This is a genomic window from Streptomyces sp. NBC_00247, from assembly GCF_036188265.1.
In the GTDB taxonomy this organism is placed as follows: Bacteria; Actinomycetota; Actinomycetes; order Streptomycetales; family Streptomycetaceae; genus Streptomyces.
Window position 1 is genome coordinate 1964517 of sequence record NZ_CP108093.1, and the last position, 19180, is coordinate 1983696.

Consider the following 19180-nt stretch of genomic DNA (forward strand, 5'->3'; position numbering starts at 1 on the left):
ATGACATAAGGGAAATAACCTCCCTTACTTGCTACGTTCCTGGCATGACCGCACCGACGGTGGACTCTCCCCCGCCCCCGCTCCGGCTGCCCAAACGGCGCGGCGTGGAGCTCTCCCTCCTCGTCGGCGCCGTCCTCATCTCCGTCTACGGGTACGCGGCGGTCGGCCTCGCCCACGACGACGCGGTACCGCCGGACGTCGCCCGCTACGGCGGGGGGCTCGGGCTGCTGGCCCTCGTCGCCCATCTCGCGGTCCGCTTCCGCGCCCCGTACGCCGACCCGCTGCTGCTCCCCATCGCGGTACTGCTCAACGGGCTGGGTCTGGTGCTGATCTACCGGCTCGACCTGGAGACGCCCTCGGACACGGCCGCGCCCACCCAGCTGATCTGGTCGACCCTCGGGGTGGCGTTCTTCATCGTGGTGGTGCTCCTGCTCCGCGACCACCGGGTGCTCCAGCGGTACGCCTACCTGTCGGTGGCGGCGGCGCTGGTGCTGATGATCGTGCCGATCTTCTTCCCGGCGGTGAACGGCGCCCGCATCTGGATCAGGGCCGGCGGGTTCTCCTTCCAGCCGGGCGAGTTCGCGAAGATCCTGCTGGCGGTGTTCTTCGCCGCGTACCTCGCGGCCAACCGCAACGCCCTCGCGTACTCCGGCCGCACGGTCTGGAAGCTCCAGCTGCCCACCGGCCGGGTGCTCGGTCCGATCGTGGCGATCTGGCTGCTGAGCGTCGGTGTCCTCGTCCTCGAACGGGACCTGGGCACCTCACTCCTCTTCTTCGGCCTCTTCGTGATCCTGCTGTACGTGGCGACCGGGCGCCTCGGCTGGATCGCGGTGGGTCTGCTGCTCGCCGCGGTCGGGGCGTTCGTCGTCGGTTCGGTCGAACCGCACGTGCACAGCCGGGTCGAGGACTGGCTGGACCCCTTCGCCACGATCGACGCCGGACAGGGGCCGAGCCAGCTGGCGCAGTCGCTCTTCGCGTTCGCCGAGGGCGGGATGCTCGGTACGGGCCTCGGGCTCGGGCACTCCATCCTGATCGGCTTCGCGGCGAAGTCCGACTTCATCCTGGCGACGGCCGGCGAGGAGCTGGGGCTGGCCGGGCTGACCGCCGTCTTCATGCTGTACGCGCTGATGGTGGCGCGTGGCTACCGCGCGGGGCTCGCGCTGCGCGATCCGTTCGGGCAGTTGCTCGCCGTCGGGCTCGCCTCGATCCTGGCGCTCCAGGTGTTCGTGATCGCCGGTGGGGTGATGGGGCTGATCCCGCTGACGGGCATGGCGATGCCGTTCCTGGCACAGGGTGGTTCCTCGGTGGTCACCAACTGGATCATCGTGGCGCTGCTCATCCGGCTCAGCGACCAGGCCCGCGCTCCCCGCCCCGGCGGGCCGGAGACCGGCGTCATCGCCCCGATCGCGGAGGACGAGCAGTGATCCGGTACATCCGGCGGGCCGCCGCGTTCTGTCTGCTGCTCCTCGCGGCGCTGCTGGTGAACGCGGCGCGCGTCCAGGTCTTCGAGGCCGACGAGCTGACCGGCAACTCCGCCAACCGCCGCAACACGATCGCCCGTTACGACCAGCCGCGCGGCAACATCCTGGTGCGTACGGGCGGCGGCGACGCGACGGCCACCGTCACCGGCTCCAAGGACACCGGCGAGCAGCTCGCCTGGGAGCGCACCTACCTCCACGGCCCGTTGTACGCCCCGGTCACCGGCTACGCCTCACAGACGTACGGCACCACCCTGATCGAGAACGCCGAGGACGGCATCCTCTCCGGGACCGACTCCCTGCTCGCCCCGCTGCCGCTCTGGAACGACCTCACACGCGGCCGGCAGCCGGGCGGGAACGTGGTCACCACCGTCAGAAGCGCGATGCAGCGGGCCGCCTACCAGGGTCTCGCCGGGCGCAAGGGCGCGGTGGCCGCGCTGGAGCCGTCGACCGGGAAGATCCTGGCCCTGGTCTCCTCGCCCTCGTACGACCCCGAGCAGCTCTCCGGCACCGGCTCGGCGGTGACCGACGCCTGGGCGCGGCTCAACGCCTCGGACAGCCGGCCGATGCTCAACCGGGCCATCCGGCAGACCTACCCGCCCGGTTCCGCCTTCAAGATCGTGACGGCGGCGGCGGCGCTGGACGCCGGGGTGGTGGACGACCCCGACGAGGAGACCGACACCCCGTCCCCGTACGTCCTGCCGGGCACGTCCACGGTGCTGCCCAACGAGTCGAGCGGGTGCGAGAAGGCATCGCTGGCGGAGGCGATCCGGGTCTCCTGCAACACCGTGATGGCGCATCTGGGGGTGGAGGTGGGGCTGCACGGGATGGTGGAGGCGGCGGAGAGGTTCGGCTTCAACGACGACGGGCTGCGGATCCCCTCGGGGGTGGCGAAGAGCAACTTCGACACGGAGATGAGCGACGACCAGCTGGCGCAGTCCTCGATCGGGCAGTTCGACACGACGGCGACCCCCCTCCAGATGGCGATGGTCGCCGCCGCCGTGGCGAACGACGGCGAGATCGCCCACCCGCACCTGGTGGACCGTACGGTCAAGCACGACGGCGACACCGTGTCGCAGACGTCCACCCGCTCCTACCGGCGGGCGATGAGCCCGTCGGCCGCCGTCCAGCTGCGGCGGATGATGGTCGACGTCGTGGAGAACGGCACCGGCACCAACGCGGCGATCGACGGTGTCACGGTCGGCGGCAAGACGGGTACCGCGCAGCACGGGGTGGACAACACGGGTGCGCCGTACGCGTGGTTCATCTCGTGGGCGCAGTCGGCCGGTTCGGCGACGCCCGAGGTGGCGGTCGCCGTGGTGGTGGAGGACGCGGCGGCGGACCGCGCGGACATCAGCGGCGGCGGCAGCGCGGCGCCGATCGCGCGGGCGGTGATGGAGGCGGCGCTGGGGCAGGAGTGACGCCGGTGCGCGAGCCGTTGTGCCGCTCCTCCACGCCGCTCGGGCGCCTGCGCCGTCGGCCGGGGCCGGGCCGCCTGTCGTTCCGTGGGAGAGTCGGTCGTTCAGCTGACGAATTTGATGTGGTAGATGAACTTCGGGCTCCGTGCGCCGCTTCCGTCTCCGGCGAGATCCTTCTTGAGGCTGACGCCCGTTGTCCGGCTTGACGCGATGTATCCCCCCTTCTTCTCCGTCCACCAGTTCTGCAGATTCGCTCCGACCCGACGGCTGACGCTGGACTCCCGGTAATCGGCTCCGGCGCCACCTGCGCTGGTGCCCCAGGTGCCGTCCTGATTGCACCCGGCGGGCCACCTGTCGTCCGTTTTCTTGACGTTCTTCCAGGCATTCAACTGGGCCTGGATGCTGCCCATTTCTCTCATCAGGTCTGCCTGGTCGTCCTCGTTGAGGCCCTTCTTGTACGCGGCCATGGGGTCCGGAGGCGCCGGAGCGGCAGCACGCCGCACCCGGCGTTCGAACTCCGCCTTGTCGCCGTGGGCGGGGAGGTAATGGCCCTCGACCGCTTGGGCGATGGCGGAATCGTCCCTCTTGAAGATCTTGCGCGGCGCTTTGCCCTCCCCCAGAAAGGCGGTCACGGCAGCCGCGACCGCCTGGTCCACGGACACGTCGGCCGCCTCCTCCGTCACGCGCTGAACCACGGGCGAGGGGGTACCTCCGGTCTGCCGGGCCGTGTCGACCGCCGGCACCGCACGCTGGACCGCGCCGGACATCACCCGGGTGGCGTTGGCCTCGGCCTCGCGTTCGAAGCGGTCGGAGGGGTCGGAGACCTTGAGTCCTGAGCCGTTGGCGGTGCCCGCGACGGGGCCCTGGCGCTGCTGGACGACGTGGGTCAGCTCGTGGGCGAGGGTGTGCTTGTCGGCACCGCCGTCGCCGATGACGACGTGGTCGCCGGAGGTGTAGGCGCGGGCACCGAGCTCGGCCGCCGAGGCCCTGGCCGCGCTGTCGTCGTGGATGCGGACGCCGGAGAAGTCGCTGCCGAGGCGGGCTTCCATGTCGGTGCGGGTGGCGTCGTCGAGCGGCCGGCCGCCTCCGCGCAGCACGTCGTGGACGGCGGAGCGCTGCACTACGGACTGGTGGCCGCAGCCGGCGCCGTGCTGGTGCTCGTCCTGTGCCTGCGCCCGGGGGTCGCCCGCCGTGCGGAGCAGCTGGACCACGGCGGCGTTGCCCGCGGTGGCCTGGAGGGCGAGGAACGACTGCGGCCGGCCCGAGCGGCGGCTCACCTCCGGCGTCTTCCCGGGGATGCGCGCGGGCGCCCGACCAGCACCGGATCTGTCCTGCACAGGGGTTGGCTCAAGCGGGCGCATCGGGACCTTCCAGGAGGGACGAGGGTGTCCCTTCGTCAATACAGGCCGCCCTTCCGGCCGCGCCAGGTACGTGAGGGCAGGGAGAAATGGCCGCTCGGGCAGCCGGGTGGGTCCGCGGAGCGCTGACAGCGGGCCGTACTCGCGGGCCGGCTCCACGAACCACGACGCCCGGCTCGCCGAGTCACGCTCCGGTGGCGGACCGGTTCCATGGAGGTCCGGCTCGCGTACGCGCGACAGCCGGGCATGAGACGCGTCCCATCGGGACTGTCTCATCCTGCTCTGCCACTGCGGCGGGCCGCGTCGGCACCGGCCCCGGAGACGTCCGCCGGGATGTTCCGCGAGGAGTTCGTCATACCGCCGCCCTCCCCTGCCCACGCCCGTCTGCGGGTCCGCGGTCAGCATCATGGGAGCCTCGACGCCCCGCCCGCAACAGAACCCTTCGGCAGGGCAGTTGACGTGACGCACGCCATGGGGCGCCCGGACGACGAGTGGGACCCGGGGGATTGACTGCCTTGCTGACAAGCAGTCCAATAAGAGGTGACCCCAGGTAACCCACGTGCGAGGTACCCCAGTCATGACGACAGTGAGCGAACACGACGTCCAGGTCCTCCGCGACGCGCTCGGCCCCCTCCGGGACCGTGAGCAGATCGCCGAGCGCCTGCTCGAATCCTCGGCCAAGCACTCCTTCGACCCGGAGACCGAGATCGACTGGAACTCCGCGATCGAGGAAGGCAAGTGGTTCTGGCCGCCCGAGCTGGTCTCCCTCTACGACACCCCGCTCTGGCGGAAGATGTCCGAGGAGCAGCGGATGGACCTCGCCCGGCACGAGGCGGCGTCGCTCGCCTCACTGGGCGTCTGGTTCGAGATCATCCTGATGCAGCTGCTGGTCCGGCACATCTACGACAAACCGGTGACCAGCAACCACGTGCGGTACGCGCTCACCGAGATAGCCGACGAGTGCCGCCACTCGATGATGTTCGGCAAGATGATCCAGTGGGGCCAGGCCCCCACGTACCCGGTTCCGCGCGGCTACCACAACGTGGCCCGGGTCCTGAAGAGCGTGTCCACCACGCCGGGTTCGTTCGCCGCGACCCTGCTCGGCGAGGAGATCCTCGACTGGATGCAGCGGCTGACCTTCCCGGACGAGCGCGTCCAGACGCTGGTGCGCGGGGTGACCCGCATCCACGTCGTCGAGGAGGCCCGGCACGTCCGCTACGCCCGCGAGGAGCTCCGCCGCCAGATGGTGACGGCCCCGCGCTGGGAGCGGGAGCTGACCCGGCTGACCTCGGGCGAGGCGGCCCGGGTGTTCTCGGTCTGCTTCATCAACCCGCAGGTCTACGAGAACGTGGGCCTCGACCGCCGCGAGGCGCTGGCCCAGGTCAAGGCGAGCGGACACCGCAAGGAGGTCATGCAGTCGGGCGCCAAGCGGCTCACCGACTTCTTCGACGACATCGGTGTGATGAACGGGGTGAGCCGCAAGCTGTGGCGGAAGTCCGGCCTGCTGGCCTGAGCCCGGGGCGGGGCCGGGGCGCCGGGTGCGCCCTGCGGTCCGGCCCGGGTGGCCGTCGGTGTCCGGTGGGCGAGACTGTCCGGGTGAGAAGCGAGAACACCCCCTTCGAGGGCGGCCCCCTGGACGGCCGGGTCCTGCCCGTCCTCACCGGCCCCACCGGCCACCCGCCCAAGTGGTACGTGGTGCCGGTACCGGCCGAGGACGGCGGTCCGCCGACCGTCCACGCGTACCGCCGCGTCCCCGCCGGACACACCCCCCGGCTGCACATCCAGCGCGGCTGGCTGTACGAGTACGCCCCCGAGGGCCGGGAGCGCTTCCGCCCCAAGTGGCCCTGGACGAAGCCGAACAGCGACGGCTGACTGCGCGGGGCGGCCCGCCCTCTCCGGTTCCGGACGGCCTAGGATCGGCGGTCAGGTGCCGAGGGACGGTCACGAGGGGGGTGCGCCATGGAGGCGCTGCGTCAGGACGATCCACGCCGCTTCGGCCCGTACACCGCGCTGGCCCGCCACCGCGGGACGGCGAGCGCGGTGAGTTACCTGGCGCGCGGCGCGGACGCCGGGGACCTGGTGCTGATCACCGCCGCCCGGCCGGAGCTCGCGGCACTGCCCGCCTTCCGGCGCCGCTTCCAGGCCGAGGTCCGCACCGCCGAACGGCTGGCCGGCGGCTGGGTGCAGCCGCCCCTCGACGTCCCCGGCGACGGTGACGGTCCGGCCTCCGGCCCGGAACGGCTCTGGACCGCCGCCCCCTTCATCCCCGCGTTGACGCTCGCCGAGGCCATCGCCGTCGCGGGTCCGCTGCCCGAGCGCGCGGTACGGATACTGGGCGCGGGCGTCGCGGAGGTGCTGGCCCGGGTGCACGCCACCGGTTCCGCCCTCCAGGGCCTCTCGCCGGACACGGTGCTGCTGGCGGCCGACGGCCCCCGGCTGACCGCCTTCGGCCCGCTGGGCGGCGCGGCCGCGGCCGAGGCGCTGCCGGGCGGGCAGCTCTCCGTACGGCTCGGCTACCTCACCCCGGAACAGCTCGCCGGCCACGAGGTGGGCGCCGCGTCCGATCTCTTCGTGCTCGGGCTGCTGCTGGCGTACGCGGCGACCGGCGCCACCCCGTTCGCCGAGGGCCCCGCCGAGCGGACGGCGGACCGGATCGCCCGCGGGGAGCCCGGACTCGACGGCGTACCGGCCGAGTTGAGGGGCCTGGTGGCCGGGTGCCTGGCGAAGGACCCGCGTGGCCGCCCGACCGCCGCGTCCGTCGCGGCGTCGCTCGCGCTGGAGGGCGCGGCGGCACTCGCCCGGAACGGCTGGCTGCCCGAACGGCTGTCGGCGGCGGTGGCGGACCAGGAGGCACGGGCGCGGGCGCTGGAGGTGCCGCTGGAGCCCTCACCCGCTGACGGGGAGACGGCCACCGACGGCCAGACTGCCACCGACGGGGAGAGGGCCACCGACGGGGAGAGGGCCACCGACGGGGAGAGGGCCACCGACAGGGAGACGCCCACCCGGTTCCTCGACACCCGTTCCCGCGCCGGGGAGCCGGACCACCCCACCACGCGGCTCGCCGTGTCCCGTGAGCACTCCCCCGGCGGCGCCCTGGCGACCCGGCCCCCCGCCCCGGCGGTGCCGGCCGCCGCCCCCTCCCCCGGTTCGCTGCTCCCCGCGCGCCGGGCCCTGGAGTCGCCGGCCGGCGGCTCGCTCTCTGCCCAGATGCCGTCCGCTCCGGCGTACCCGGTGCCGTACGCCGGCACCTCCCTGCCCGGCGGCGGTTCCCTGCCCGCCGGTCCGGGTACCCCGCCGGTGCGACGGGCCCCCTCCGGACCGGACGGCACCGCGCTGTTCCCCACCCGCAGGTCGCTGCTGGCCACGGTCGCCGCCGGAACGCTCGGCCTCCTCGTCGGCGGCGTCGCGGTCGGCGCCCTCGTCGACGACGGCGCTCCCGCGCCCGCGACGGACGCCGAGCCCGAGCCCAGCGAGGGGCCCGCGCTCCCCGGCCGGCCGCCCGCTCCCACCTGGGTGTACGCGCACCCGGCGTCCGAGGCGGAACCCCTCACCGCCGCGCTCTGGCAGGACCGGCTGCTGGTGCTGACGAGCAAGGCCCAGGCGACGGCGGTCGACCTCCGTACGGGCAAGAAGCGCTGGCAGCGCGCGGACGCCGCCGAGGGGCAGGCCGCGCTCGCCGCCGGGGACGACCTCGTCTTCGTCGCCGGCCCGACCGCGTTCCTGTGGCTGTCGCCGGAGACCGGCGAGGTGAAGCACCGGGTGCGGTACGCCGACGGGTTCGCCGGTCTGCCCGGGCTCCGGGTCGGCACGCTCACCGGCCGGTCCGGCTCCGTCGTCTGGTTCTCCGGCGCGCGGACCGTGACGGTGAAGGCCCCGAAACCGGCCAAGGGCAAGAAGCCGGGCAAGGACAAGCAGGTCGTCCAGGCGTACTTCTTCGCGTACGACCTGGTGAGCCGCCAGGAGATGTGGCGGGTCCAGGTACCGGCGGGCCGGGACGCGGCGGGCCCGGAGTACCGGCTGACGGCGGCCCGGCTCAACGACATCGTGGTGCGCCAGGACGCCGCCACCCTCACCCCGGCCGATGTGCACGCGGCCAAGGGGAAGGGCACCTTCCGCTGCTTCGACCGGGCGACCGGAAAGCTGCTCTGGACCAGGCGGTTCGGCACGGTCACCGCCTGGGGCGCGGCGGGCGGCGACGAGGAGGGGCGGCTCTTCGGAGCGGTCGGCAAGAACCTGGAGGCGTGGGACACGGAGTCCGGGAAGTCGTTGTGGCGGCTCGACGGAACGGCCGCGTCCTCCGAGTTCGGCGCACCGGTGGAGTCGGGCGACCTGATCGTCACCACCAACCGGAGCCAGGAGGTCGGCATGGTCGAGCGCGAGACCGGCAAGCTCCTCTGGCTGCGTGCCACCGAGGTGCCGGCCGGTGGCTCCGCGCCCGCCCTCACGGTCACCGCGTCCGGCAAGACGGTCCTCGCCTCGGACACCACGCAGGTGACGGCGTTCGACGCGCGGGACGGGCGGCGTCTGTGGAAGTTCCAGGACATCGGCGTGGCCGAGCCCAAGGGCGCCGCCGTCACCGGCCCGTACCGGACCCTGACGACCGGACAGAGCGCCGTCGTCCTGCGGGGGCGGGCGGTCTACGCGTTCCCCGTCACCTGACGTCCGGCGGCGCCCGGACCCGGACCCCGCCGTACGGGGTGACGCGGGGCGCCACGCCGTGCGGTGCTTGCACCGGCGGACACCAAGTGAGCGGATAAATATGATTCGCACACTTTTAAGGGGTCCGGACCGGTTCGACGCATGGACGAGCCCCGCACCCTCACCGGAGGTGATGACGTGTCAGGCAGACTTCTGCGAGCGGTCTGCGCGACGGCGGTCCTGGCCGCCGTCGCCGCCCGCGCCCCGGCCGCCACCGGCCCCGACCCACGACCGGCGCCCGAGCCCTCCGAGGCGTCCGCGAAGGCGCTCCCGCGTACGACTCCCGACGCGACCACCGGCGCGAGTCCCGGTACGACTCCCCGCGCGACTCCCGACGCGACTCCCGACGCGACTCCCGACGCGACCGCCGGCGCGACTCCCGGTACGACCGCCAGGACGACTCCCGACGCGGCCGAGGACCCGGTTACCGCCCCGTCCGTCACCCCGACCCCAGGCCTCACCGTGGACGCCTCCGAGGCCCTCGCCGGCCGCACGCCGTCCGCGACCGCCACCCCCGGCACCCCCGAAGCCGCCGCCCCGAACGCCGCGCCGGCCCTGCTCACCGAACTCCGGACCCTCTACCGGCGGATGGAACAGGCCACCGAGAAGTACAACGCGACGGACGAGAAGCTGGCGAGCCGGACGGCCGCCACCCGCAAGGCGAACGACGCGCTGACGCGGGCCCGGCGCACGCTCGGAACCGGGCGCGCGGACGCCGGGAGGCTGGCCCGGGAGCAGTACCGGGGCCGGTCCGACTTCTCCGCGTACCTCAGGCTGCTGCTTGCGGACGAGCCCTCCGGCCTGTTCGACCAGAGCCATGTGATCGCCCGGGCGGCGGCCGGGCGCGCGGCCGCCGTGGACCGCCTGACGAAGGCCGAGAAGCGGGCCGGGGTCCTCGCGGCCGCCGCCCGCGAGGCGCTCGCCGAGCAGCGGGCACTCGCGGCGGAGCAACGACGGCAGCGCGACACCGTACGCACGGCGCTGGACGCCGTCGAGGCGCGCCTGGCGGGGCTCACGCCCGCCCAACTCGGCGCGGTCTCCGCCCTGGAGGACGAGCAGGTGGACGCGGCGCAGCAGGACCTCGTCGCCTCCGGCGCCCTCGGCTCGACGCGCCCGCCGACCCGGCAGGGCGCCGAGGCCGTGGCGTACGCGATCGGGCAGATCGGCAAGGAGTACGAGTGGGGGGCCGAGGGGCCGGACACCTTCGACTGCTCCGGGCTCACCATGCGGGCCTGGGAGCACGCCGGGCTGACCGTACCCCGTACCTCGCAGGAGCAGTGGGCCGAGTTGCCCCGGGTGCCGGTCTCCTCGCTGCGGCCGGGCGACCTCGTCGTGTACTACCCGGAGGCCACGCACGTGGCGCTGTACATCGGCGACGGCCTGGTGGTGCAGGCGCCGAGACCGGGGGCGGTGGTGAAGGTGTCCCCGCTGGCGTCGAACCCGCTGCTGGGCGCCGTACGCCCCGACCCGGAGGGCGTCCCCCTGGACGTGTACACCCGGCCGGAGCTGCCGGAGGGGGCGTCGGATGGCTCGGACACCGGGTACGACGCACCGGTCGAAGGCGCGGAGTAGAGCTGCCGTCACCCGGCCGACGCGCCATCACATGGCCGGCGGGCCGGCCCGACTCGTGCGACCGGGGCTCCACCCGGATCGAAGCCGGCGCCCCGCCGGCCGTCCGTAGCCTCCTTCCTCCATCCTGTCTCCGCGACGGCGAGGGTCCGCGCCCACGAGGGAGGCAGGGAAAATCACTGTCCGATCGTCTGACCGCAGTGGTAGAGATTCCGGGTGACGACGACACTCGAGTTCCCCGTCCTGCTGCGCCTGATCGACGAACGGTCGACAGCCTTCCGTGCCGCGGTCGCCTCCGCGCCCAGCCTCGACGTACAGGTGCCGACCTGCCCCGAGTGGACGTTGTTCGACCTGGCGCGGCACATCGGCGAGGGGCGCCGCGACTGGGCCGTCACCGTCGCCGCCGGGCCCGCTCCGGCCAAGTCCACGGCGGAGGGGGCCCCGGCCGCGCCTCGGGAACGCGAGGCCCTGCTGGCCTGGTTGGCCCGTTCCACGGAGCAACTGCTGGACGCGCTGCGGAAGGCCGGCCCGGATCGCGGCTGCTGGTCGTGGTGGGAGACGTTGCAGTCGCCGCACACCTCCGGTGCCGTGGCCCGGCACCAGCTCCAGCAGATGGCGGTGCACACGTACGACGCCCAGATCACCGTGGGTGCGCCGCAGCCGCTGCCGGTCGAGGTGGCTCTCGACGGGGTCGACGAGTTCCTGTCCACCTGCGTGGCCACGGCGAGTGCCTGGCCGCACGAGCCCGCCGTCGTCGACTTCCACGCCTTTGAGGGCCGTTCCTGGCGCCTCTCCCTCTCCGCCGACGGCGCACGGACCGGCCGTCTCCCCGGGCCCGGCACCACGGCGGGCGCCGCCGACCTCTCCGTCCGGGGCACGGCCGACGAGTTGGTCCTCATCCTGCACGACCGCATCCCGTTCGACTCCCTCAGGCTCGACGGCGACCGAGGCGTCTTCGACAAGCTGAGTGCCTGGGACCCGGACGAGTAGGACGTCGGCTCGGCCCCCGACCTCGGCTCGGCCCCCGACCTCGGCTCAGCCCCCGAAGTGGAGGGCCACCAGCCCGAGCGTGCCGACGCTCAGCCACACCAGCGTGCCCCACAGGGCGACGTCGACGAAGAGCCCCTCGCGTGCGATCCGGGCGAAGAGCGCGGGCACGGTGAGGAGCACCACCCAGACGCCCCAGCCCGCGAGGGCCGCGAGCGGCGCCACGACCCCGGTCAGGGCCGCGAGCAGACCGAACGGGGCGAGCCCCGCCGCCAACGCCACCGCAACCCACCACCACGCCTCACGACCACCGAACCTGCGTCCCAGCACCTCGCTCAGCCCCACCACCGGGAGCACCACGAAGTAGGTGAGCAGCGCGCCCGGGAGGGCTCCGAGGAGCACGACGACGGCGAAGGAGAGGACCAGCGACTCCTCCACCGGACCGCGCAGCGCGTTCAGGGCGATCGGGACCGGCGCCTCCAGGAAGAGCACGAGCAGGGACACCCGGGTCATCCGCCGGTAGTGCCGCTTCCACTCCTCCGGCGACAGTCCGGCCGACCTCACCCGTGGGCCTTCGTCAGGGTGTACAGAACCCAGGAGTCCGGGTCCCCGACGTAGTGGTACAGGGTGACCCGGCTTTCACTGCCGAGGACCTCCCACGGCTGCCAGCCGCACTCGGGGACGGTGACCTCGACCGTCTGCCCCCAGGGTCCCTCGCCGCGGTCGTAGCTCCAGGCGCCCCGGCCGGTGCACCGCTCCATCCCCTCGGTGTCCTCGGCGTCGTAGGCCGGGTCCCCGACGGCCGAGGCCACCGCGCCGCCGTCCTCCGACAGGGTCAGGGTCCCGCCGTTCCCGTCGGTCCAGTCGCCCACCATCGAGGCGTGGCTGACGACGGGCGGGGCGTACGGGTCGACGAGGCCGAAGCCGAGCGCCATGAGTCCGAGGGCCCCCGTGCTCAGCACCGCCAGGGAGCCCCGGAGCAGGATGCGGCCGAAGAGCCCTTTGCGTGCGACGCGGGTGAAGAGGGCGGCCACGGAGAGCAGGACCGTCGCCGCGCACCAGGTCCCCACCGCCTCGAACGGTCCGAGAACGCCGGTCAGGGCGGCGAGCACCCCCAGCGGCGCGCATCCGGCCGCCACGACCACCGGCACCCACCACCAGGCCTCACGGCCGGTGACCCTGCGCCCCAGCGCCTCGCTCAGCCGCACGGCGGGGAGCACCAGGAGCAGCGACACCACGGCTCCGGCCAGAGCGCCCGGGATCGCGAGGAAGAGCTGCAGGGCCACCCCCAGGGAGTTGACGCCCGCGCTCGGAGACTCCTGCGTCTGCCCGTGGAACGCGACGAGGATGACGACGGTCACCGCCTCCAGGAACAGCACGAGCATCGAGATCCACACCATGCGGCCGAACGACCGTTCTCTCTCCACGGGAGAGCCCCCTCACGACAGGGCGGACGGCACGCCGGACAGCACGGCGAGCGGCACGCCGGAGCAGCGCGGCACACCCGGCGGGCAACTGCGGCGACACCCATCCTGTCATGAAAAATTGAACACGTTCAACACATGCCGCCCGCCCGTCACCGACGGCCACCGCCCACGCAAAAGGCACCGCCCAGCGGCGAGTTACCGGTGGGCGGTGCCAGAGGCCGAGGCGGTGCGGGTCAGGCGCCCGCGACCGAGGCCAGGTACGCGTTCGTCTTCTCCGGCTCGAAGAAGAAGTTGTCGAAGTCGGCCGGGTCGTTGAAGCCGTTGGCGAAGCGGTCGGCGACCGGCTGCATCTGGCCGGCGGCGCCGATCAGGTTCAGCACGTGCTCCGGCGGGACGCCGAGCATGGCGTTCGTCCACTTCACCACGTGCTGGGCGGTGTCCCAGTAGCGGTCGAAGGTGGCCTGCATCCAGTCGGCGTCGAACGCGCGGTCACCGTGCTCGATGATCGACTCCAGGTAGGCGTTGGCGCACTTGGAGGCCGAGTTGGAGCCCTGGCCGGTAATGGGGTCGTTGGCCACGACCACGTCGGCCACGCCGAGTACCAGCCCGCCGCCGGGAAGGCGGCCGACCGGGTTGCGGACCGTCGGCGCGTAACGGCCGGAGAGCGTGCCGTTGGCGTCGGTCAGCTCGACCTTGGTGGCGCGGGCGTACTCCCACGGCGTGAACCGCTCCATGAGCTCCAGCGTCTTCGCCAGGTGCTCCGAGGGGTCCTTGATGCCCTGGAAGACGTCGAGCGGGCCGCCCGGCACGCCCTCCCAGAAGAGGATGTCGGCGCGTCCCGAGGTCGTCAGGGTCGGCATCACGAACAGCTCGCCGACGCCCGGCACCAGGTTGCAGCGGACCGCGTCGAACTCCGGGTGCTCCGGGCGCGGGCCCATGCCGTGCACGTACGCGACGGCCAGCGCCCGCTGCGGGGCGTCGAACGGCGAACGCGAGGCGTCCCGGCCGAACATGGAGACCAGCTCGCCCTTGCCGGCCGAGACCATCACCAGGTCGTACGTGCGGGAGAAGAAGTCCAGGTCCGAGACGGCCGCACCGTGGATGACGAGCTGGCCGCCGCGCTGGGCGAAGGTCTCCATCCAGCCGGCCATCTTCACCCGCTGGTCCACCGACTGGGCATAGCCGTCCAGCTTGCCGACCCAGTCGATGACCCGCGAGGAGTCGGGACCGGCGACCGAGACGCCGAGGCCCTCGATCTTCGGAGCCTGGGACTCCCAGAAGTTGAGCTGGTAGTCACGCTCGTACTGGAGGGCGGTGTCGAACATGCACTGCGTCGACATGACCCGGCCGGTCCGGATCTCGTCGGCGGTCCGGTTCGACATCAGGGTGACTTCGTACCCGCGCGACTGCAGGCCGAGAGCGAGCTGAAGACCGGACTGACCGGCTCCGACTATGAGTATCTTCCGCATGGGACGGTTCTCCGTTTACGTGGTACGACGATCGGGGGGCGCTTCTCAGACAGGGGTGGCGTCGAGAGCGTGGCCCACCAGGGTGAGCAGTGACTCGACGACGGTGATCCTGTTACGCGCGTCCATGATCACCACAGGCACGTGCTGAGGGACACTCAGGGCCTCCCGGACGTCGACCGCTTCGTAGGAGTCGGACCCCTCGAAGTGGTTGACGGCCACGATGTACGGCAGCCCGCAGCTCTCGAAGTAGTCGAGCGCCGGGAAGCAGTCGGCGAGGCGGCGGGTGTCGGCCATGACGATCGCGCCGATGGCGCCGCGCACCAGGTCGTCCCACATGAACCAGAACCGCTGCTGGCCGGGCGTGCCGAAGACGTACAGCACGAGGTCGTCGTCGAGCGTGAGACGTCCGAAGTCCATGGCCACGGTGGTGGTGGCCTTGTCCGGGGTGGCGGAGAGGTCGTCGGTCTCCTCACTGGCCCGGGTCATGACCGCCTCGGTCTTCAGCGGGGTGATCTCGGAGACCGCGCTCACGAAGGTCGTCTTGCCCACGCCGAAGCCGCCCGCCACCACGATCTTGGTGGCGGTGGGCGCCCGGGTGTGGTCCAGCTGCCACGCCTGGACCGACTCCTCCGTCCGGTCGCCGGGCCCCGGCTGACGCGGGGTGAACAGCGTCGGCGCCGGGTCGGCCGGCGCGGGCGCCGTGAGTCCGGGCGAGGAGAGCTTCGGCTCAGAGACGACGGAGTCCATTGAGCACCCTTTCGAGCAGTGCGCGGTCGGGCTGACCGGCGCCGTGGCCGGTTCCGTACACGCGGATCTTTCCCTGGTCGGCCAGGTCGCTGAGCAGCACCCGGACCACACCGAGCGGCATCTTCAGCAGGGCCGAGATCTCGGCGACCGTACGCATCCGGCGGCAGAGTTCGACGATCGCCAGGAGCTCCGGCATGACCCGGGTGTTGAGGTTGCCGTTGGTGAGTTCGCGACGCTCCTCGGGGGCTTCCAGCGCGGCGACGAAGGTTTCGACGAGCAGCACGTGTCCGAAGCGGGTGCGCCCTCCGGTGAGGGAGTACGGACGGACGCGTGCGGGCTTCCGGTCGGACCCCCGCACGGGGAGCCTGCGGGCGGGTTCGGCAGCAGACGTCACTGGGCGCTCTCCATCGATTGGCGCAGCTCATTGCGGAGTTCGGGGGTGAGGACGTGTCCGGCCCGGCCGACGAAGAGCGCCATGTGGTACGCGATGACGCCCATGTCGCAGTCGGGGGTGGCGTGGACGCCGAGGAGCGAGCCGTCACTGATCGACATGACGAAGACGCTGCCTTCCTCCATCGCGACCATCGTCTGCTTGACGCCGCCGCTGTCCATCAGCTTCGCGGCCCCCATGGTGAGGGACCCGATGCCGGAGACGATGGTGGCGAGGTCGGCGCTGGAACCCCTGGGGCTCTGCTGGTTCCCCGCGGCCGGAGCGGCCTGGTGACCGGGGTCGGAGGAGAGGAGCATCAGCCCGTCGGACGAGACGACCGTGACGGAGTGGACCCCTGGTACCTCCTCCACCAGGTTGCTCAGCAACCAGTGCAGGTTCCGGGCTTCGGTGCTCAGCCCGAGCGTGCTGGGCGCAGTCAACTGCGTGCCTCCTCGACAGTGTCCCCCGTCTCCTGGCCGTCCGGGCGGCCGGCCAGGTCGGTGCGTGCGGCCGGCGCTTCCGGCTCGGCGCCTTCCGCGATCTCCGCCTCCACGTCCCGGCGGCCCTCACGCGCTCCTCGCTGGAATCCGCCGAGCCGGCGCCGGAGCGCTTCCTTGTCCAGGCTGCCCGCGCGCTCCCCGGAGGATGCCTCGGCGGGCTTGACCACCCGCGGGGTGCGCTTGGGCAGTCCCTTGTCGGTGATCCGCTCGGGCTGCCGAGGACCCGGCACGGACTCGGTCTCCCTGGTGGGAAGCGCCTCGGGCTCCGGGACCGGCGGCTCCTGGGAGTGCGCGTGCCGCGCGTTCCCGGGCAGCGGGAAGGGGCGGGGCTCGGGCGCCCCGTACGGGTCGTGGGCGGCCGGGTCGTGCGTACCGGCGGTGCCGGCGGGCCGCTCGTGCCGGTCGGGGCCGATGGCGTACGGGTTCCCGGCCGTCCCGGAAGCCTGCGCGGGGGGTTCGGGGGTCGCTCCGGGGGCGGTCGCGGGACCCGTGTCGGCAGCGGCCGGGAGGCGGAACTGCATGGTGGTCTCGGCCGGGGACTCGGCACGTGCCGGTTCCTCGGGCGCAGGGGGAACGGCGGCCGGGGCAGCCTCGGGGCCCGCGTCCAGGATGGTCCGCTCGGCTGCGGTGATCAGCGGGTCGTCGGCGGGGAGTGCGAGGAGACGGCCCTGCAGGGTGTTGGAGTTCGCCTCGGCGACCGAACCCGGGAGGTTCAGCGTCGGCGCCCCGCCCGACACGTTCACCGGCGGCGGCGAGGAGGCCGGCGGGGCCTTCGGAAGCAGGGCCTGCGGCAGCACGACGACCGCCGTCACGCCGCTGCCGGTCTTCTGCGTCTGCAGGCGCACCTGAACGCCGAGGCGCGCGGCCAGCAGCGAGGAGACCTGGAGGCCGAGCCCGGCACTGTCGTCGCCCGGGTCCCCCAACCGGAAGGAGGACGGGTCGGCGAGGCGGAGGTTGACCTCCTCCATCCGGGCCGCCGACATCCCGATGCCCTCGTCCTGCACGGAGAGCATCACCTCGCCGGTCTCCAGCAGCCAGCCGGAGAGCTCGACACGCGAGTCGGGCGGGGAGAACGCGGTCGCGTTCTCCAGGAGTTCGGCGACCAGATGGCTCAGGTCGTCGGCGGCGAAGCCCGCGACCTGGGCGTGCGGCGGCAGGGACTGGATCGTGACGCGTTCGTACCGCTCGATCTCGCTGACGGCGGCACGGGCCACGTCGACCAGCGGAATCGGTCCGGCGTGCCCCTGGCCGTGATCGGCGCCCGCGAGGACCAGCATGTTCTCGCCGTGACGGCGCATCACGGTGGCGAGGTGGTCGAGCTTGAAGAGGGTGGCCAGCCGCTCCGGGTCCTGCTCGCGCTCCTCCAGGTTCTCGATCACGCCCAACTGGCGCTCGACGAGCCCGAGGCTGCGCAGCGAGAGGTTGACGAAGGTGTGGTGCACGGTGTTGCGCAGCCGCTGGAGTTCGGCGGTGAGGTCGGCGACCTGGACCTGGAGTTCGGCGCGCTGGAGGGTGAGCGCCTCGCGTCCGGCGATCACTTCGGCGTGCTCGTCCCGCACCCCGCCGGACTGCCCGGCGAACTCGCCGTGCAGGGCGAGCAGTCGCTCGTGCAGGGCGTTGATCGAGCGGACCACCTGGGCGAACTCGTCATTGCGGCCCCGGTACGCGACGCCTTCCGCGGTCTCCGGTTCGGCGGCCAGCCGGGCGGACCCGATACGCAGGACGGCGAGCGGCTGGGTGAGGGTGCGGGCGACGGCGGTGGAGACGCCGACCGCGATCAGGAAGCAGCCGCCGAGCAGGGCGAGCGAGAGTTCGAGGCCGGTGACGTCGTCGTCGCGGAGCTTCTCCAGCCGCCGCACCTGCGCGGTGCCGAGCGCCGACTCGACGCCGCGCATCCGGTCGATGCGCGCGGAGAGGGCCGCGGAGAGCTTCTTGGAGCTGGTCTCCTGCTCGGAGTCGGAGAGTTCGGGGCTGTCGGTCAGTGCGGCGAGGTACTTCTCGGCGCTGTTGACCTCGGGGCCGGTGACGGTGGAGGAGAGCTTGTCGCGGGCGCTCGCGCCGGCCGCCTGGTCGAAGTCGGCGAGGGCGGCGAGTTCGCGGACCCGGGCCTGCTGGGCGGCGGCGCTCAGCTCGTCCCGGGCACGGTCGTCGGCCGACTTCTCGTCGTCGTCGCTCTCCACCGGGAGCCCGGTGTAGGGGTCGTACTCCTGGACCGGCTCCGGGCTGGGCACGGCGAGGGCCGCGAGCAGCAGTCCCCGGGTGGCGGAGGCCCGCTCGACGGCGGTGGAGAGGGCGAGCGGCGCCCGGGTGGCCGCGGCGGCGCGCGGCGGGGCCGTCTCGGCCAGTTCGGCGGCGATGTCGTGGAGCTTCGCGATGACCTCGGAGTACGCCTGGTGGGCGGCGAGGGCCGAGCCCTTGCCGCTGACCGCGTCGCGGCGCAGCGACGGGACGGTGGAGAGGTCCCGCAGGAGCCCGGCGGGTGCGGCCTCGCGGATCTCGTCGATCTGCTGGTCGACCCGGGCGCTGAGGCCGTCGGCGCCCGGCTTGCCGCCGCCGTCGCCGGAGTCGGCCTTACGGCCGCCCGCGATGTACGCCGTGACCGCGTCCCGTTCGTCGGCGAGGGAGTGGGCGAGCGTGATGGCCTGCTGGTCGAGCTCGGCCAGGGTCACCAGGTTCTGCGACTCGTTGAGGTCGCTGGAAGCGCCGAGGGCCGCCGGGGCGCCCGCCGCTATGACGGTGATCCCGACGACGGCGACGCCCGCCACGAGTCGGCTGCGCACGCGCACCTTGCGCTTGTCGCCGCCCGCCACCGGAGCGGTCGCCCCGGAAACGTCCCTAGTGCTGACCTTGCTCCGCGGCCGCTTCTTCTGCACCGGTGCTCGCATTCTTGACTCGTCCACCCATGAAGCAGAGGTGACGCACCGTCACATGCGCGCGCTCCTCCCACATCTGGTCCGGCTTCTGACCATTCCAGCCCTTTTGGGAGGGGGGCGCACAACGACCGCTCCGCCACTCGAACGAGTGAACATCACTCGTGAGTGGGCGAACAAGTCTCCCCAGCGCGGCCATGCCCCATGCGTCGCACGCCGGGTGGACCTT

The 19180-nt window shown here is 72.8% G+C and carries 15 protein-coding genes; 7 read left to right on the plus strand and 8 right to left on the minus strand.

Going from position 1 to position 19180, the window contains the following annotated elements:
• Positions 1-44: 44 nt before the first annotated feature.
• Both OHT52_RS07965 and OHT52_RS07970 read left to right on the plus strand, forming a co-directional pair.
• Positions 45-1424 (plus strand): FtsW/RodA/SpoVE family cell cycle protein, encoded by a 1380-nt coding sequence (locus OHT52_RS07965; RefSeq protein ID WP_328719431.1) that lies wholly within the window; start codon positions 45-47, stop codon positions 1422-1424.
• A complete protein-coding gene (locus tag OHT52_RS07970) occupies positions 1421-2899 on the plus strand; it encodes a penicillin-binding transpeptidase domain-containing protein (RefSeq protein WP_328719432.1) in 1479 nt (492 codons plus the stop codon). Before OHT52_RS07965 ends, OHT52_RS07970 begins: the two co-directional genes overlap by 4 nt.
• A 101-nt stretch (positions 2900-3000) precedes the next feature.
• On the opposite strand, the gene OHT52_RS31445 is transcribed toward OHT52_RS07970, so the two are convergent.
• Positions 3001-4173 (minus strand): eCIS core domain-containing protein, encoded by a 1173-nt coding sequence (locus tag OHT52_RS31445; RefSeq protein WP_443046520.1) that lies wholly within the window; start codon positions 4171-4173, stop codon positions 3001-3003.
• Between the two features lie 658 nt (positions 4174-4831).
• Between OHT52_RS31445 and OHT52_RS07980 the strand changes: the two genes are divergently transcribed.
• The 5 genes from OHT52_RS07980 (at position 4832) to OHT52_RS08000 (ending at position 11511) form a co-directional block, all read left to right on the plus strand.
• Positions 4832-5767 carry an AurF N-oxygenase family protein gene (locus tag OHT52_RS07980; protein WP_328719433.1) on the plus strand — a complete coding sequence of 312 codons (936 nt, stop codon included), beginning with the start codon at positions 4832-4834 and terminating at the stop codon, positions 5765-5767.
• Positions 5768-5850: 83 nt separating this feature from the next.
• Positions 5851-6126, plus strand: a complete 276-nt coding sequence (locus tag OHT52_RS07985) for a hypothetical protein (protein WP_328719434.1) — start codon at positions 5851-5853, stop codon at positions 6124-6126.
• An 87-nt stretch (positions 6127-6213) separates the two neighbouring features.
• Entirely contained in the window at positions 6214-8913 is a 2700-nt protein-coding gene (locus tag OHT52_RS07990) for an outer membrane protein assembly factor BamB family protein (RefSeq protein ID WP_328719435.1), read from the plus strand.
• Between the two features lie 177 nt (positions 8914-9090).
• Entirely contained in the window at positions 9091-10524 is a 1434-nt protein-coding gene (locus OHT52_RS07995) for a C40 family peptidase (protein ID WP_328719436.1), read from the plus strand.
• 213 nt (positions 10525-10737) lie between these two features.
• Positions 10738-11511, plus strand: a complete 774-nt coding sequence (locus OHT52_RS08000; RefSeq protein WP_328719437.1) for a maleylpyruvate isomerase N-terminal domain-containing protein — start codon at positions 10738-10740, stop codon at positions 11509-11511.
• 45 nt (positions 11512-11556) lie between these two features.
• Here the strand turns inward: OHT52_RS08000 and OHT52_RS08005 are convergent, their stop codons facing one another.
• The 7 genes from OHT52_RS08005 to OHT52_RS08035 all read right to left on the minus strand — a co-directional run bounded on the left by OHT52_RS08005 (position 11557) and on the right by OHT52_RS08035 (position 18954).
• Positions 11557-12072 carry a hypothetical protein gene (locus tag OHT52_RS08005; RefSeq protein WP_328719438.1) on the minus strand — a complete coding sequence of 172 codons (516 nt, stop codon included), beginning with the start codon at positions 12070-12072 and terminating at the stop codon, positions 11557-11559.
• Positions 12069-12935, minus strand: a complete 867-nt coding sequence (locus OHT52_RS08010; RefSeq protein WP_328719439.1) for a hypothetical protein — start codon at positions 12933-12935, stop codon at positions 12069-12071. Before OHT52_RS08010 ends, OHT52_RS08005 begins: the two co-directional genes overlap by 4 nt.
• A gap of 233 nt (positions 12936-13168) precedes the next feature.
• Positions 13169-14404, minus strand: a complete 1236-nt coding sequence (locus OHT52_RS08015) for a styrene monooxygenase/indole monooxygenase family protein (RefSeq protein ID WP_328719440.1) — start codon at positions 14402-14404, stop codon at positions 13169-13171.
• Between the two features lie 45 nt (positions 14405-14449).
• Complete coding sequence (locus OHT52_RS08020; RefSeq protein ID WP_328719441.1) at positions 14450-15151, minus strand: GTP-binding protein; 702 nt, start codon at positions 15149-15151, stop codon at positions 14450-14452.
• Complete coding sequence (locus tag OHT52_RS08025) at positions 15132-15545, minus strand: DUF742 domain-containing protein (RefSeq protein ID WP_328719442.1); 414 nt, start codon at positions 15543-15545, stop codon at positions 15132-15134. The genes OHT52_RS08020 and OHT52_RS08025 overlap by 20 nt, the downstream gene beginning before the upstream one ends.
• The gene (locus OHT52_RS08030; RefSeq protein WP_328719443.1) at positions 15542-16021 is read right to left on the minus strand and encodes a roadblock/LC7 domain-containing protein; all 480 of its coding nucleotides are present in this window, start codon (positions 16019-16021) and stop codon (positions 15542-15544) included. Before OHT52_RS08030 ends, OHT52_RS08025 begins: the two co-directional genes overlap by 4 nt.
• A complete protein-coding gene (locus OHT52_RS08035) occupies positions 16018-18954 on the minus strand; it encodes a sensor histidine kinase (protein ID WP_328723653.1) in 2937 nt (978 codons plus the stop codon). The genes OHT52_RS08030 and OHT52_RS08035 overlap by 4 nt, the downstream gene beginning before the upstream one ends.
• Positions 18955-19180: the final 226 nt, after the last annotated feature.

What these genes read in the sequence shown, in the direction of transcription:
- OHT52_RS07965 (WP_328719431.1), top strand. Translation starts at nt 45, where the DNA reads ATGACCGCACCGACGGTGGACTCTCCCCCGCCCCCGCTCCGGCTGCCC.
- OHT52_RS08020 (WP_328719441.1), bottom strand. Translation starts at nt 15,151, where the DNA reads ATGGACTCCGTCGTCTCTGAGCCGAAGCTCTCCTCGCCCGGACTCACG.
- OHT52_RS07990 (WP_328719435.1), top strand. Translation starts at nt 6,214, where the DNA reads ATGGAGGCGCTGCGTCAGGACGATCCACGCCGCTTCGGCCCGTACACC.
- OHT52_RS07980 (WP_328719433.1), top strand. Translation starts at nt 4,832, where the DNA reads ATGACGACAGTGAGCGAACACGACGTCCAGGTCCTCCGCGACGCGCTC.
- OHT52_RS08015 (WP_328719440.1), bottom strand. Translation starts at nt 14,404, where the DNA reads ATGCGGAAGATACTCATAGTCGGAGCCGGTCAGTCCGGTCTTCAGCTC.